The organism is Roseibium sp. LAB1, assembly GCF_054658235.1.
The window spans coordinates 1066367-1082072 of sequence record NZ_BAAGIB010000002.1 but is presented as its reverse complement, the minus strand read 5'-3'; the positions used below and the strand labels follow the sequence as shown (position 1 = coordinate 1082072).

Below are 15706 nucleotides of genomic sequence, written 5' to 3'. Positions count from 1 at the left end.
CTAGCCGTGGGATGACGAAGTCAGAGAGGAGCATCTATTCGGCGGCTGCCAGCTTCTCCCGATGTGCCTTGCGTTCCCTGGCGAGCGAGGTGAGATCGAAGTCATCCAGGATGGTGTAGAAGGCCGGGACCACGAACACGATCATGAGTGTCGTGCCGATCAGCCCGAAGGAGATCGAGGTCACCAGCGGGATCAGCACCTGTGCCTGGGGGCTTGTTTCGAACAGCAGCGGCAGCAGGCCCACGATGGTGGTGACCGACGTCAGCAGGATGGCGCGAAACCTGGCCTTGGCGCCCAGAGGGGCGATATCCGCAACGTTTTCCAGGGACGGGTCGTGCTCGTCCTTGATGAACTGAACCAGCAGGATCGAATCGTTGACGACGATGCCGGCGAGCGAGATGAACCCCAGCATGCTGGGCATTGCGAAGTCGATCCCCATCAGGAAGTGCCCCCAGACGGCGCCGATCAAGGCCATGGGGATCAAGGTCATTACGACGATCGGTTCGCTATAGCTGCGGAACTGGAAGCTGAGCAGGATGAAGACGAAGATCAGGCCCGTGCCGAGTGCCTTGACCATGGACGCCTGGGTCTTGGCACCTTCCGCGTTCTGCCCTTCGGTCGAGGTGAGCAGCCCGGGATATTTTTCCACTAGCTGCGGCAGGAAACGGGTTTCCGTATCCTTGACGACTTCGTTGGCATTGGCAATGCCGAGAAGAACATCGCCTGTCACCGTTACGGTCGGCACCCTGTCGATGCGGTTGATACGCGTATAGCTGCGATCGGAACGGATTTCGGCAACAGACCCGAGCGGGACCCGGTGCCCCGAAGGTGTTTCCACGGTGAAGAGTTCGAAATCACCAAGGCTGTTGCGGTCGCTCCCGGCAAGGCGGACATCGACTTCGAAGCTTTCCGAGCCGACCTGAACCTCGTCGGCGGTAATACCGTTGTAGGCGCCTCTCAACTGATCCGCGATTGCCTTTGCATCAAGCCCGACCGCTCCGGCACCGTCCTTCAGCGACAGGGCCAGTTCCGGTTTGCCAAGGCTCAGATCGTCGGAAATGTTGTAGACGCCGTCATAACCGTTGAGCCAGGCTTGAAGGTCTTCCGAAGCCCGGTCAAGCACTTGCAGGTCGTTATGGGCCAGACGCAATTCGATGGCGCGCCCCGCGGGCCCGATGCTGGATTCGGTCAGGATGATGCGCCGGACGTCGAGGGTCTCGGGCAACTCCTGGCGCCAGGTTTTCAGGATCTCCTGGTTGCCGGCATCGCGTAGCGGTCCGTCCAGCAGATCGATGTCGATGGTCGCAAGATGCGCTCCGCTGGTCCCGGCATCGCTGTTTTCGTTGAACCGGACCAGTACGTTCTTGAGCAGCGAAGCACCGTCCGGATTGCGCGGCGATAGCGCCGCATCCATGCGCTCCAGCGCACCGACGGTCTCCGCCACCACCTTGCGGGTGTCGGCGAGCGTCGCGCTGGCCGGCAATTCGATCCGTGCTTCGATCTGGTCGCCTTCCACATTCGGGAAGGCCTGGAATTTCACAAGTCCACCGGCAAGAAGCGAGACGGAACCAAGAAAGATCATGAGGCAGAAGCCGACGGTAAAATAGCGGTTCCTGACCGCCCATGTTGCGCTGGGCCCGACCACATGTTCGCGAACCCAGCCGACACCGCTCTCCGCCTTGCGGGTAACCCAGCTTGGCGTGTCGTGTGTCGCACCGTGGGAGAGGTGGTTGGGCAGGATCAGGAAGGCTTCCACGAGAGAAACGGCCAGCACCAGCAGCATGACGATGGGGATCACCCGCAGCAGATCGCCGAGATCGCCTTCGATGAAGGCAAGCGCACCGAAGATGGCCGTGGTCGTCACAAACGAAGACAATACCCCCGGAGCAACCTGCAGCGTGCCCTGAATGGCCGCTTCAAGGGGGCTGAGGCCGCGCTGCCTGCGCGTTGCGATGTTTTCGGAAATGACGATGGCATCGTCCATCATGATGCCGACCACGATCAGAAGTGCCACCATCGACAGCATGTTGATCGTCAGGCCCAGAAGGGACATGGCGGCGAGCGCCCCCAGAAAGGACACAGGCAGGCCCATGCCGATCCAGAAGGCTTGCCGTCCGCCAAAGAAGATCCACATGGCCGCGACGACAAGGGCCAGGCCCTGCAGTGAATTGTTGACCAGCATCCACAGCCGGTCCTTCAGGATGATGGAGCCGTCGTTGATGATGGTCAGCGTTACACCGGGGGCGGTGCGGGCCTGTTCCTCGCCGACGAATTCCTGCACCCGCTCCACCACCTTGATCAGGTCGTCGCTACGGGTCATCGAGATGTCGAGAACAGCCGCCAGCCTGCCGTTGAGCCGGGTTTCCACCTCTTCGTCCTCGAAGAGATCGGTGATCGTGGCAATGTCGCCCAGCTTGATCTGGCCACCTTGCGGCGACGAAGCGACTATCACCGATGCATAGGCGTCAGCGGCAAGGCGTTCGTCGGCAAAGCGCAGCAGGATCGATCCGCCTTCGGCGGAGATCTCGCCGGATGGTGCGCTGATATTCTGCCGGGTCAGGGTATTTGCGATTTCCGAGAGCGTCAGCCCAACCTCGCGTGCGGCGGCGTCGCGAACCTCGATGCGGAACTGTCTGTCCGAGAAGCCCGAGATCTCGACTTGCGGAATGCCGCCGAACTTCAGCATGCGGTCTTTCACCGCCTCTGCGTAGTTTTTAAGCTGCGGCTTGTCGTCGATTCCAGTGATGACGACGGACGTGGCCTCGCTCAGGCGGCCGGCCTCCTCGATGATCGGATCCTCGACGCCCTCGGGAAAATCGGAGATCGCGTTGATCTCGCGGTCGATATCCAGCATCAGCTGGTCGATATCCTTGCCTTCGATGATCTTGACCGTGGCAAGCGCAAGATTTTCCCGGGAATCGCATTTCAGCTCGTCGATATTTTCGATCCCGTCGAGCGCATCCTCGATCCTGCGGCAGACCGTGCGTTCGACATCCGCGGAGGTTGCGCCCGGATAGGCGACGGTCACGGTGATGCGTTTGATCGGGATTTGCGGAAAGGTTTCCAGCAAAAGGCCCGGAAGGTTCAGGAGACCGAGAATGATGAAACCCGCCATCAACAGATTGGCAGCGGTTGGGTGCTGGGCGAAGTAGCGGATCATTGCCGGTCCTCACCTTTGACAGCATCCATGCCGGCCATTCTAGTCAGGCTTTCCTTCACTGTTTCGTCCTCGACCGGCTTCAGCAGCATGCCTTCGATCACGGGTGAAACGTCGCTGACGACGACCTTCGTTCCTGCCGCAAGTTCCGATCCCAGCACGACGATGTCATCAAAGCGGAAGGCGATGTCGACCGGAACCAGGACCAGACGGCTTTCAGATGAGACTGTCATGATGGTGCCGCCGTGGACTGCGTTGCGCGGCAGGACGATCTGATCCGCGACAGGTGGTGCAGACAGTTCGACTTCGGTGAACATGCCCTTGACCAGAGGGGGCTTGATGCCCGGCCGGATGGTGTCATAGGGCTTGTCCACGCTTACGATCAGTCCGATGGACCGGGTGTCCGGGTCGACCGTGTCGCTGACCCGTTTGACGCGCGCGTCCCAAACGGCGGCGTCGCCGACGGAACCGACCCTGACCTTGGCCGTCAGCCGGTCGAGAGAGTGGCGCGCGCGGATGACGCCGTCTTCCGTTTCCAGTTGCCCGGGAAAGGCCAGATTGGCAAACCCGGCCATGTTGCCCGGGCTGATCTGCACGTCGATGTCGGCCGCGTCGATCCCGTCAAGTTCTCCGATGGAACTGCCGGCGCCGACATATTGGTCGATTTCCACATTGACCCTCGAGACCCTTGCGTCGAAGGGCACACGGATCGTGGTGCGGTCAAGGTTCAGCTTCGCCGTCTCCAGCCGAACCTCGTTCTTGGCCTTTACCTGCTCCAGCGCCTTCTGTTTTACCGGGTTGAGCGCAATTTCGTTTTCCAGATCCTGAACACGCGACCTTTGCTGAAGAACGATGCCTTCCTGGTTCTCGACCTGCTGGTCGGAGGCGACCTTGCGCTCCAGCAGCGTTTTCAGCCGCGCCAGTTCGCGCTGCTCCAGATCAAGGACGGACTTGGCGATTGCCAGCGACTGTTTCTGAGTGTCCAGCGTGACGGCCAGCTGTTCGATATCCACGTCTGCGCTGGCGATGTCGCTCTGTGCCTCGGCGATCTCCAGCTCATAGTCTTCCCGCGCAAGTGTCACCAGAATTTCCCCTTCGGGAATGAATTCACCGCGCTTGAAATCCGGATTGATGAAAGTGACACGGCCGGAGACCTGCGCGATCGCATCGAGCGTATGGGCCGGGTCGACCGTCCCGTATCCCGTCACGCGTGGCACAAAGTCCTGAGGCTCTACCGTGACCACGCGCACGACCGTTGCCGTTTCCCCGATGTCGGTGCGCCTGGGCGCTTCCCGTCCGCTCACCGCATAGAACAGCACCGCCGCACCGGCGAGCACGGGGGGGAGTATCAGGGCTTTTCGCAAAAGCGACACGGCAGCTCTCCTAGAAAAGTGTTCGCATGACAGGTGGTAACCCTCCGTCCGGCGACATTCCTTTTAATGCAAGTCTAAACTTGCAAATAGGCATGCTTCAATTTTATTGCAAGTGATTGCTTGCATTGACGGGGTGTTTGGCGTTAGGTGCGACAGAATGACTTCAGGAAAATTGAGGACGCGCCCGGCGCGTTTTGCAGCCAAGTGCCTAGAAATGTAGATGTTTCAGAGATCTATTCCGCAACTATCGAGCTGTTCTGCGAACGCGGGTTCGGCGGCACCACGACCAGGGAAATCGCGGACAGGGCAGGGGTGAACGAAGTCACGCTGTTTCGCCGTTTCGGGTCGAAGGCTGGACTGATCGAGGCCGCCATCGGCGATACGCTCTCCGACGTCTCTTTCGGCAGGATGTCACCGGGGGACGACGTCAGGTCTGATCTTCTGGAAGTCGTCCGCCGCTATCTGGACACCTACCGGAAGCACAGCGGGCTTGCCTTGACGCTGTTTGCGCAGGTGCCGCAGCATCCTGAATTGCGTACGGTCACACCCTTCCTGTTGCGAAACCTTCAGGGTGTCGCCCGCATTCTCGCCCGGCACCAGAGCAACGGGCAGCTCAAACCGGGAGATCCGGTCAGCTTCGCCGTCGCGCTCATCGCGCCGCTTGCGGTCATGGGTTTCATGAAGGAGATGGGCCTGGGCACGGGCCACGAAGGCCTGGACGTGGAAAATTACGTCCAGACCTATCTGCAGGGACATGGCCCGAATTCCGAAGATTAAGCCAGTCCGGTCTGACGCTTTTGATGGATTACCACCAAAGGCGCGGTAGGGCGGCGCGGGCGCGCAGGCCCTCTTCGGCAAGGCGGCGGCGGATCAGGTGTTCGTCCGGAGCGTCGCTCGGACCAAAATCGGATGCATGAATGCCGGCCGTGATGAACAGCACGTCGAGATCCTGTGAGACCGCGCCGCGAATGTCGGTCGGCAGGCCGTCACCGATTGCCAGAACATCTTCCTTGGCAATCTCTTCGCCGGCGAGCGCCGCAAGACGTTTCATCGCCGCATCATAGATCGGGGCATGAGGCTTGCCGAGAATGGCGACTTCACCGCCCAGGTCTTCGTAAAGACGGGCGAGGGCGCCGGCGCACCAGATCAGGCGCTCGCCGCGCTCCACCACGATGTCGGGATTGGCGCAGATCATCGGCAGGCCGCGTTCGGCCAGTTTCTGCAGCCGGTCGCGGTAATCGTCGGGCGTTTCGACCTCGTCGTCTTCCAGTCCGGTGCAGCTGATGCCCTCGGCTTCCTCGTCATTGGTCGTGAAGGTGGCTTCAAGACCGTGATATAGCGGCTGATCCCGGTGCGGACCAATGTGCAGAAGCGTCTTCTTGCCCTGAGCAACCAGAATTTCGCGGGTCACGTCGCCGGAAGTGACGATGTCGTCGTAAGTTCCGTCCGGTACGCCGAGACCTGTCAGCATCTCGCCGACCTGCTTGGCCGGACGGGGTGCATTGGTGATCAGCACGACCTTGCCGCCGGCTTCCTCACGGAAGGCCTTGAGGGCTTTGTGCGCGCCTTCAAAAGCAGATACACCGTTGTGCAGCACGCCCCACACGTCACACAGGATGCCCTTGTAGGACGGGGCGAGGGTGCGGAGCCCCTCAACAAGAAGCGGTGCAGAAACTGTCATGGCGGGTCACTCGGATCTGGGTAGGTCTGATAAGCTTTGCTGAAGAATCGACGCAAACTCGGCGCGGACCATATAGGAACATGGCGCGGTGCGAAACCGAGTAGAGGGAGTTTCATGAAGGTCAGGCAACTTGGCGAACAGGTGATCAACCAGATTGCGGCGGGCGAAGTTATCGAACGACCCGCCAGCGTGATCAAGGAGTTGGTTGAAAACGCCGTCGACGCCGGGGCAAAACAGGTCGAGATCGTCACCGCAGCCGGTGGCAAGACGCTAATGCGCGTTGCCGATGATGGCGAGGGCATGCGCCAGGAGGATCTGCAGCTTGCGATCCGTCGCCATTGCACCTCGAAGATTTCCGACGACGACCTGTTCGACATCCGCACACTCGGGTTTCGCGGTGAAGCGCTGCCGTCCATCGGCTCCGTTGCCCGGTTGGCGATCCAGACCCGCCACAAGGACGAGGACCATGCCTGGGCCATCGCCGTCGAGGGCGGCCGGGAACAGCCGCTTGTGCCGGCTGCACGCACGAAGGGCACTCAGGTCGAGGTGCGTGACCTCTTCTTCGCGACACCTGCCCGGCTGAAGTTCCTGAAATCCGACCGCGCGGAAGCTGCCGCCATCACCGAAATCGTCAAGCGGATTGCGCTTGCTTATCCGGAAATCGGCTTCTCCCTCGGCGGTGCCGACCGGCAGTCGCAGAGCTGGCCCGCCGCGCGCGGCGACGAACCGCATCTGGCGCGGATCGCACAGATCCTCGGCCAGGACTTCGTCGACAACGCCATGGAGATTGACGCAGCCCGCGAAGGTGTCCGCCTCACAGGGTTTGCAGGCCTGCCGACCCACCACCGCGGCAATGCCCAGAACCAGTTCTTTTTCGTCAACGGCCGGCCGGTGAAGGACAAGCTGCTTCTGTCCGGCCTGCGCGGTGCCTATGCGGATGTTCTCGCCCGCGATCGGCATCCGGTCGTGGTCCTGTTCATCGACCTTGATCCGGCCTTGGTGGATGTCAACGTGCATCCGGCCAAAGCCGATGTGCGCTTTCGCGACAGTCAGCTTGTGCGCGGGCTTCTGGTGGGGGCCATCAAGCATGCGCTGGTGCAGTCTGGGCACCGGTCATCGACGTCAAATGCCGCTGTTGCTCTGGATGCCATCAGGGCACAATCGGCGGGGTTCTCGCAGACTGGCCATCCGCCGTCATCTCCGGCAGGTTCCGGCGGTTACGGCGGCGGCTCCTATACGCGCACATCCGCCGCACCTCACTGGGTGCCGGAAGCCTTCAGCCCACTTCAAACGGAAAGCGTGCCAGCGACAGGCTTTGCCGAAGCACCGCAGCCTGCCTTCGAGCGCCAGAACGGCTTTGCCGATTTTGCGAGACCTTCGGCAGATGCTCGTGCAAGTGAGGTTCCGGTCGAGGCGGAAAAGACCCGCCTTCCGCTGGGAGCCGCCCGGGCGCAGGTCCACGAAACCTATATCATCGCGCAGACCGAGGATGGCGTCGTCATCGTCGACCAGCACGCCGCCCACGAGAGGCTTGTCTATGAGCGTCTGAAGGAGGCACTGGCAAAGAAGGACGTCGCCCGCCAGATCCTGCTGATCCCCGAAATCGTCGAGCTGCCGGAAGAAGATGCGATCCGGCTTGCCGATCGCGCGGAAGATCTGGAAAAGGTCGGTCTGTCACTTGAGGCCTTCGGGCCTGGCGCCATCGCCGTGCGGGAAACCCCGGCGATCCTGGGTGACATGGATATCCAGGGCATGGTCCGGAACCTGGCCGATGAGCTTGCCGAATGGGACACGGCGGAAGGTCTCAAGGAAAAGCTGGATCATGTTGCCGCCACGATGGCCTGTCACGGTTCTGTTCGGGCGGGCAGGCGCATGCGGCCGGAGGAAATGGATGCGCTGTTGCGCGACATGGAAGCCACACCGCTTTCCGGCCAGTGCAACCACGGCCGGCCAACCTGGGTGGAGCTGAAACTCGGCGATATCGAGAAGCTGTTCGGCCGCAAATAACCCGGCAATCTGATCGGCCTCCCGTTGCGGACCGTAGACACCGGAGCAACGGGAGAAAGTCACATGACGCAAACCGGCTCCGGCAGCGCGGATCAGAGCCTGCAAAAATCCAGCAGACCGGGACGCGCCCTTTGGGCGTTGCTCTCCCGCCTGGCCATCATTGCAGGCATCGCCTACGCCATGGCGGCAGGCTACATGTATCTCAATCAGCGAAACTTCATCTTCGTTCCAACGGGTGAATTGAGCACACCGGAGGAAAAAGGACTGGAGGGTGTTACGGTCGAGACGGTGGCGATGGCTGATGGCACCGGGGTGACCGTCTGGCGCGCGGAGCCCTCAGCGGAAGGTGCCCCCACCGCGCTCTATTTTCACGGAAACTCTGCCAATGTGTCCGGCCGCTGGAAGCGGTTCAAGCTGATCCTGGACAGCGGCTTCGGCCTCTATGCACCCAGCTACCGGGGATATGCCGGAAGTGAGGGCAGTCCTTCGGAACAGGCGTTGATTTCGGACGGTCTGGAGCATTTCGACCGGATGGCGGCATCAGGAACACCTGTCATCATCCACGGTGAAAGCCTTGGGTCGGGTGTTGCCGCGGCGGTGGCCGCAGAGCGCCCGCAAACGGATCTTGTGGTGCTGGAGGCGCCCTATACGGCGCTGATTGACATGGCCGCAAAGCGGTATCCCTGGTTGCCGGTAGGGCTCATGATGACGGACCCGATGCCGACACGGGAACGCGTCGGCAAGATCTCCGCACCTGTCCTGATCGTGCACGGGACCGAAGACCGGGTCATTCCGGTGGAGCACGGCAAGCGTCTCCATGAATTTGTGCATGATCCAAAGGAACTGGTGATCGTCGACGGCGCCGGCCACAGCAATCTATGGTCAAACGGAATGTGGGATATCGTCCTCTCCGCCTGGGCGAAGTGGCACGAAGGCGCCTGACGCTGCCAGAACATAGCCCTGAAAACAGAAAACCCCGGATCAGTGTCCGGGGTTTTCGTTTGTCTGATTGCCGTCTTCAGAACGTGCGTTGCAGACGGAAAGTGCCGTAAAGCTCGTAGGTGTCGTTCAGGCCGGACGAGCGGCTGTAGTCGACGTCGCGATACTGGATTTCCGGGCCCATCAGGAAGCCCGAAACCGGTTCCCAGACCACGTTGGCCGTTGCGTCCCACTGGGTGAAGTCGTAAGCGCTCGTGCCGCCGTCGACATCATGATAGCCGCCCTCGACATTCACCTGGACGGTATCGGTCACGCCGAGGGTCACGCCGCCGAAGATGTTCAGCGTCTTGGTGGTCTCGGTGCTGGTGCCGTTCCACACCGCGTCGGTGATGCGGCTGTTCCAGCCTGTGGACCCAAATCCGCTGGCGCCGTCTGTATAGACTGCCTGCAGGGAGACCGCGCCGCCCTTGGCAAAGCCGCCGAAGTTGACGGTCACACCGGCACCGGCAGCCCAGCCAAGTTCGTCTTCGGTCCGGCCGGCAAGGCCATTGTAGGCCGCGCTCGGATAAACCTGGTGCAGGGCACCCATGATCTGCGCCTGGCCCCAGCCCTGGTTGACACCGAGAGCCGCGACGAAGTCGGGTGCGCGGGTGCCGCCGTAGGTCTGGTTGGTGCCGTTGATTGCGATGTTCTGTTCGCGGCCCGACCGGTCTTCCAGCGCAACCGTCGCGTTGAAGCCGTTGCCGAATGCCATGGTGTAGGCGATCTGGTTCAGCTTGCGGTCGGAATAGCTTTCGATCTGGGCGTTGAAGGCATAACCGGTGAAGAAGTCGAAGTTCGACCCGTTATGACCGGCGAGCAGGCCGCCCCACTGGATATAGGCCTTGTCCAGCGTGGTTGCCGTGGAGGCGTTGGTCAGCGTGATGTAGGACTCGATAAAGGCGCGCAGGGTGCCGAACTCGGTCGCGGTGCGTGCGTCGAGGTAAAGATACCCGCGCGAACGCCACTGGTAGCCGTCGGTGTCACGGTCGCCCCACGCATTTTCGGCTTCACCGAAGTTGCGGACGCGGAACTCGGTCCGGACACGGCCGCCGACGCGCAGGCAGGTTTCTGTACCGGGAATGTAATAGAAGCGGGCGCCGTAGGCGTCACAGATCCGGACGTAGTCGACAGGTTCCGGAGCCACCGGCAGGTCAGCGGAAAGAGCCGGACTTGCGGCTGCGATGAAACCGGCGATTGCCCCGAGAACAACTTTACGAGTCATTTGATACTCCGATGAAGTGCGGAAATACCCCCACACATAATATGTCGTTCGTAGATGACAGTTTCAGATTAACGAAGTAACGAAAGCTGCTCTCAGGTGTGTTTGGCTGCCGTTGTTGCCTTTCGGCAACGGGCAATCCGGTCAATCCAGCGAAGAATCCAGCTAGCGCCTTGTCTGGAAGAACGACTTGAGCAGGCCCGCTGCTCGGATCTCGCCAATGCCGGAATAGACATCCGGCGCATGATGGCAGGTCGGCTGGCGGAAGAATCGCGTGCCGTGATCGACGGCGCCGCCTTTTTCATCACCGGCGCCGTAGTAAAGCCGGCGGACCCGGGCAAAGGAAATGGCTCCCGCGCACATGGGGCAGGGCTCGAGCGTCACATAGAGATCGCAGTCCGGAAGGCGCTGGGAAGCGGCCAGTTCGCATGCGGTTCGGATCACGAGGATTTCCGCGTGCGCGGTCGGATCGTTCAGTTCCAGCGTCCGGTTGCCGTTTCTGGCGACGACTTGTCCATCCCGGACAAGCACCGCACCGACGGGTACTTCTCCGCGTGCGGCAGCCTTTTCGGCTTCTTCAATCGCGAGATCCATGAAAGATAGCTGGTTGGCGGAAACGGTGGACATCGGGCTGGACGTGTTGGAGCGCAAATATGGACATCGCCTTGATTTGACACGCTGTCCGGTCGCTCCTGTTTACCCGGAAACGCCGCGGCCGTCAGCCCCGGGAAGGCATCTGCGGCAGCAACAAGGCTACGCCATGCGTCCTGAACACGGCATCTCTGCGGTTTATGCAGAAAACAAGCGATTCCCGAAAGGCTCAAGCTCTGCTATGACGCGCGCATGACGACAAGAAAATTCTCTTCCGAGCGCCCGGGTCCCGCAAAAGGCCGTGGACGCGACAAACGTGCACCGGAAAAACGCCGGCCCGCACCGAGCGATAAACCGAAAGCCGGCCCCAAAAAGGGCGGCTTCGAAAAACGTGCGCCGAAACCGGCCCCCGCACCTATCGTGGGCGAAGCCGGCGACCGCGGTGAACGCATTGCCAAAGTGATGGCGCGTGTTGGCCTGTGTTCGCGCCGAGAGGCCGAGGTCTGGATTGAAAACGGCCGCGTCCAGCTCAATGGGCAGCTCCTGACGACGCCCGCGGTTACCGTGACACCGGAGGACAAGGTGCTTGTCGATGGCGAGCCTCTGCCGCTGCGCGAGCGCACGCGGCTCTGGCTCTATCACAAGCCGCGCGGTCTGGTGACCACCAACAAGGATCCGGAAGGACGTCCGACGGTGTTCGAACGCTTGCCGGAAGACCTGCCGCGCGTGTTGACCGTGGGCCGACTCGACATCAACACCGAGGGCCTCTTGCTCCTGACCAATGACGGCGGGCTGGCGCGTGTTCTGGAATTGCCGGCAACCGGCTGGTTGCGCCGCTACCGCGTGCGCGCCTTCGGCAAGGTAACCCAAGCGGATCTTGATACCCTGAAGGACGGTATCGCGATTGACGGTTTGCTCTATGGCGCTATCGAGGCAACGCTCGACAAGGAGCAGGGCAACAACGTCTGGATGACGGTGGGGTTGCGCGAGGGCAAGAACCGTGAGGTCAAACGTGTTCTGGAACATCTGGGTCTTGCCGTGAACCGGCTGATCCGTCTGTCCTATGGCCCGTTCCAGTTGATGGATCTGCCGGAAGGCGACGTCCGCGAAATTCGCGGACGTGTTCTGCGCGACCAGTTGGGCGATGCCCTGGCCGAGGAAGCCGGTGCGGATTTCGATGCTCCGATCTTTCATGCGCCCAAGCCCGAAGCCGAAAAGAAACCTGCCGGTGCGAAGCGAGGCGGTGGTCGGGATGGCGGTGGTCGGGATGGCGGCAGCCGTGACGGTGGCGGCCGGGATAGTGGCAAGCGCGAGTCCAGCCAGGGCCGCTGGATGACCGCGCGTGAAGGCCGCAGCGAGACTGACCGCAAGCGGGCGGCAAAAAACGAACGCAACGAGCAGCGTGAAGAACGCAAGAAGGGGTCCGGCCAGGGACCGCGCAAGAATTCCGGGCCGCGCCAGGAAAAGGTAAAAGTCTCGCCGCGTTCCCGTTTCCGTCTGACCTCCGAGCCGAAACCGCGCAAGGATTTCAGTGAAGAACGTTTCGCCCCGCCCCCGCGTCGAATCTGGGGTGAGGAAGGCACGGTGGAAGACAAGCAGCAGGAACGCCGTTCCAGCCGTGACAAGGACGAACGGCGCGGACCCCCCAAGGGTGGGCGGCCGCCGCGTCGCGGGGATCGTTCGTGAGAATAGTCGCCGGGCGGTTCAAGGGCGCGGCTCTCGCTGCGCCCAAATCGCAGGACACCCGGCCCACGAGTGACCGTCTTCGCGAAACAATTTTCAACATTCTGGCCCATGGCCTGGATGTTGATCTTGAAGACGCAAGGGTGCTGGATCTGTTTGCTGGAACCGGTGCGCTGGGCTTTGAGGCCATCAGCCGGGGCGCCCGTCATTGCACCTTCATCGAAGAAGGGGCGGAAGCCCGTGGCATCATACGCCGCAACATGGAAGCTCTCGGCCTCAATGGCGCTGCGAAGATATTCCGTCGTGATGCCACGCGCCTTGGCAGCGCCGGCACCATCGAGCCTTTCGATCTTGTCTTCGCCGATCCGCCCTACGACAAGAAGCTGGGTGAAAAGGCACTGGTCTCTGCAGCCGGGGGCGAATGGCTGAAGCCGGGCGCCTTGTGTGTGCTCGAGGAAAGGTCTTCCGCCCAGATCGACATTCCGGAAGGCTTTGAGGAACTCGACCGCCGTCAGGCGGGCGACAGCCAGGTTCTGTTCCTGCGATACAGCGGCTGACACCTCCTCGGGTCAGTCGCGACATCATAGGGAGGCGGCGCAGTCCGTTTCCAGGGGCCGTTCAGGCTGTCAGGCGCCGCCAGGCATCATGATGTAGGCGGTTTTCCTGACCGGCAGGCTGGAACGACTGACAAGAAGCGACGGTGCCTTCGCCTGCACGATCTCGTATCCTGCTTCCTGCGCGCGGCCCACGAATGCCTGCAACGCGCCGGAAAAGTGAAAATGCATCGGGATGACCATCGCAGGTCCGATGCTTTCCAGAACATCCATCAGACTGTCCAGCCGCAGCGTCGAGCTGTTGTCGATTGCGGCAAACACGACGTCGATCTGGCCAAGGCGGACGAGATCTTCCTGTGTCAGCCGGTGATGCAGGTGGCCCAGATGCGCAATGCACATATCGGCGACTTCGAAGATGAAGATCGAATTGCCAAGCCGGCGCTCTTCCCCGTCCCAGCCGCGGATATTGGTCTGGATGTTGCGGATGCGGACGTCGTCAATCGTCACATCGTGATCAAGCGGGCCGCCCTTCGGGTTCCAGCCGTAGAGAAGATGCTCGATGTTGGGGTCCGGGCTGATGGAGTAATGCGTACTGTGCGCGCCGTTCATCGTGGCCACATTCGGGGGCAGCAGCGGTCGCACACTGTCATTGTAATCGGTCGCGATCCGCACACCCTTGGGTGTTTCAAGTTCGAAGGTGGAATGGCCGATGTAGCGGATCTGCACTTCATTTGCCTGCAGGGCCGCGCGCCAGATCCGGACTTCATTTGGACCCGGCGTTCTGTAAGGCGCATCGGCCACCAACTGACAGACCGCGAATGCCGGTGCGGACAGCACAGCACTAACCAGAAGCCCCAGCAGCAAGGGAACCAATCGGAGCGCCCTGGCACCCAGGGCTCCCATGTGTCGACGTGCGTGAAGTGGGGAACTGTGCGCTGCCATGTCAATCCATCCCGAAAACCAGTCCTCAGCAAAATAGTAGGGGGCGGACCGCCATCGGCAAGGAGCAGCCGCGGTACGGCAGGCCGTTTGCCTGAAACTTGAGACGTTTTGCGGGGGGCATGCCAAAAGAAAAGGCAACCGGCTTGCGCTGAGAGCTGCAAAGGCGGTTGCCTAAGGTGGGGGCGGGTGGGAGGAAGAACCAGCCCCGGAATGGACTTTCAAACCACGTATAGACTGACCGGAGGTTTCCCGGTTTTTGCCGTCCGGCTGCCTGTGTCGCCTTCGCCTGCAAAACCTGCGCTGCTTGCCTGACGGTAGATCAGGTCGCCTGCATGGCCGGCTTCCATCACGAGTGCCTGCTGGCTGCACAGGGATGCCAGCGACAGGCCGAGGCGGCGGAAATGTGCGCGGCGATAACAGTAGACGGCGAGTGCCGCGCGCTGCTGTTCCGGCAGTTGGTACCCCGCATCCGTTACCGCGTTCAACGTTGCGTCCAGTAACCGTTTCAGCAAATCGTCCGATACCGGACAGGCTTCCAAATCTGTTGATCCCGATGGCCGCATTGACCTTCTCCTAATAGATTGAGAAAAGTATTTAGGAGTAAGATTAATGATTTGTTAAACGCAAAGTCCGTTCCAATAAAAATGAATTATACGGATAATTTTGCGCATGTTGCCATCAAGTAACTTCCATTGTTTCTTTTATCAATTTCTCCAATTGTTCCCTGGTAACCGTACGCAAGGATTCTGCCTTATCCAGAATGTGCTCGGCTTTCATGAAGTCCAGTATGCGAATGGAATCATGTGGCGGGCTGACCAGGATATCCGGTTGATCTGATTTCAGTTTTTGCCTGGTGATGGTCTGCATGAGGATCTGCGAAGAACCGAACAGGGAATCCAGCATGCTGATGTCTTCCTTGTTCTCGCGCGGCACCGGCGCCCCCACGACATCAACGGCAATGACAATGTCGCAAGTTCCCCTGAGGCCGTCGAAAGGCAGTGGATTGACGACGCCGCCGTCGATCAGAAACCGGTCGCCATACCGCACTGGTCTGAATATCGCGGGAATCGCAATGGATGCGGCCAGTGCCGGCAACAGCGGGCCACTTTCGAAATCAACTTCCTCGCAGCGGTAGAAATCGGTTGCCAGCATGCGCAGCGGAATGTCGAGTTCCTCGAATGTATCGGAAAGGTAGTCCGCGACGAAGACCTCCAGCACCCGCAGTGGGTCGAACTGCACGGGACCGCCGCGGAACACATCGGCGAACCTGCGCGGCCTGAGCTGCCACAGGCGCGACAACACGTTGTTGCGATCAGCAAATGTCTCCAGTGCTATCTCGCGGATTTCCTGGCCGCTGCGGCCGCTGGCATAGGCGGCGCCCATGAGCGCGCCGATGGAGGTTCCGTTGATCCGGGCAGGTTTGATGCCGAGATCGTCGAGGGCCTCCAGAACGGGGATGTGCGCAAGGCCTCGCGCGCCGCCGCCACCAAGGGCAAGACCGATTCTGGGGGAAGACAT

General features: G+C 61.1%; 12 protein-coding genes and 1 pseudogene. 5 read left to right on the top strand and 8 right to left on the bottom strand.

The features are described 5' to 3' along the window. Positions 1-34: 34 nt before the first annotated feature. Together ACYQ54_RS14885 and ACYQ54_RS14880 are read right to left on the bottom strand one after the other, a co-directional pair. Entirely contained in the window at positions 35-3160 is a 3126-nt protein-coding gene (locus ACYQ54_RS14885) for an efflux RND transporter permease subunit (protein WP_460083575.1), read from the bottom strand. Beyond that, a complete protein-coding gene (locus tag ACYQ54_RS14880; protein ID WP_460083574.1) occupies positions 3157-4530 on the bottom strand; it encodes an efflux RND transporter periplasmic adaptor subunit in 1374 nt (457 codons plus the stop codon). The genes ACYQ54_RS14885 and ACYQ54_RS14880 overlap by 4 nt, the downstream gene beginning before the upstream one ends. Before the next feature lie 204 nt (positions 4531-4734). Here ACYQ54_RS14880 and ACYQ54_RS14875 point away from each other — a divergent pair, with 204 nt between their 5' ends. Beyond that, a complete protein-coding gene (locus ACYQ54_RS14875) occupies positions 4735-5307 on the top strand; it encodes a TetR/AcrR family transcriptional regulator (RefSeq protein WP_460083573.1) in 573 nt (190 codons plus the stop codon). A gap of 28 nt (positions 5308-5335) precedes the next feature. On the opposite strand, the gene ACYQ54_RS14870 is transcribed toward ACYQ54_RS14875, so the two are convergent. Further along, positions 5336-6211: a TIGR01459 family HAD-type hydrolase gene (locus ACYQ54_RS14870; protein WP_460083571.1), complete on the bottom strand. Its 876-nt coding sequence runs from the start codon at positions 6209-6211 to the stop codon at positions 5336-5338. Positions 6212-6325: 114 nt separating this feature from the next. Between ACYQ54_RS14870 and mutL the strand changes: the two genes are divergently transcribed. Continuing rightward, positions 6326-8218 carry a DNA mismatch repair endonuclease MutL gene (mutL, locus tag ACYQ54_RS14865; RefSeq protein WP_460083569.1) on the top strand — a complete coding sequence of 631 codons (1893 nt, stop codon included), beginning with the start codon at positions 6326-6328 and terminating at the stop codon, positions 8216-8218. Positions 8219-8281: 63 nt separating this feature from the next. Beyond that, positions 8282-9160, top strand: coding sequence for an alpha/beta hydrolase (locus tag ACYQ54_RS14860; protein WP_460083567.1), 879 nt, complete (start codon positions 8282-8284; stop codon positions 9158-9160). 76 nt (positions 9161-9236) lie between these two features. Here the strand turns inward: ACYQ54_RS14860 and ACYQ54_RS14855 are convergent, their stop codons facing one another. Next, positions 9237-10421 carry a porin gene (locus ACYQ54_RS14855; RefSeq protein ID WP_460083566.1) on the bottom strand — a complete coding sequence of 395 codons (1185 nt, stop codon included), beginning with the start codon at positions 10419-10421 and terminating at the stop codon, positions 9237-9239. Positions 10422-10583: 162 nt separating this feature from the next. Next, on the bottom strand, positions 10584-11045 hold the full coding sequence (locus tag ACYQ54_RS14850) for a nucleoside deaminase (RefSeq protein WP_460084821.1): 462 nt from the start codon (positions 11043-11045) through the stop codon (positions 10584-10586). A 216-nt stretch (positions 11046-11261) separates the two neighbouring features. On the opposite strand from ACYQ54_RS14850, the pseudogene ACYQ54_RS14845 reads away from it, so the two are divergent. Both ACYQ54_RS14845 and rsmD read left to right on the top strand, forming a co-directional pair. Further along, a pseudogene (locus ACYQ54_RS14845) lies at positions 11262-12428 on the top strand (pseudouridine synthase); the annotation flags it as partial. Between the two features lie 263 nt (positions 12429-12691). Beyond that, complete coding sequence (rsmD, locus tag ACYQ54_RS14840) at positions 12692-13249, top strand: 16S rRNA (guanine(966)-N(2))-methyltransferase RsmD (protein WP_460083564.1); 558 nt, start codon at positions 12692-12694, stop codon at positions 13247-13249. A 69-nt stretch (positions 13250-13318) separates the two neighbouring features. Here the strand turns inward: rsmD and ACYQ54_RS14835 are convergent, their stop codons facing one another. The 3 genes from ACYQ54_RS14835 to ACYQ54_RS14825 form a co-directional block, all read right to left on the bottom strand. Next, positions 13319-14188: an MBL fold metallo-hydrolase gene (locus tag ACYQ54_RS14835; RefSeq protein ID WP_460083562.1), complete on the bottom strand. Its 870-nt coding sequence runs from the start codon at positions 14186-14188 to the stop codon at positions 13319-13321. Between the two features lie 218 nt (positions 14189-14406). Continuing rightward, positions 14407-14673 carry a hypothetical protein gene (locus tag ACYQ54_RS14830; RefSeq protein ID WP_460083560.1) on the bottom strand — a complete coding sequence of 89 codons (267 nt, stop codon included), beginning with the start codon at positions 14671-14673 and terminating at the stop codon, positions 14407-14409. 193 nt (positions 14674-14866) lie between these two features. Further along, a complete protein-coding gene (locus ACYQ54_RS14825; RefSeq protein WP_460083558.1) occupies positions 14867-15706 on the bottom strand; it encodes a patatin-like phospholipase family protein in 840 nt (279 codons plus the stop codon).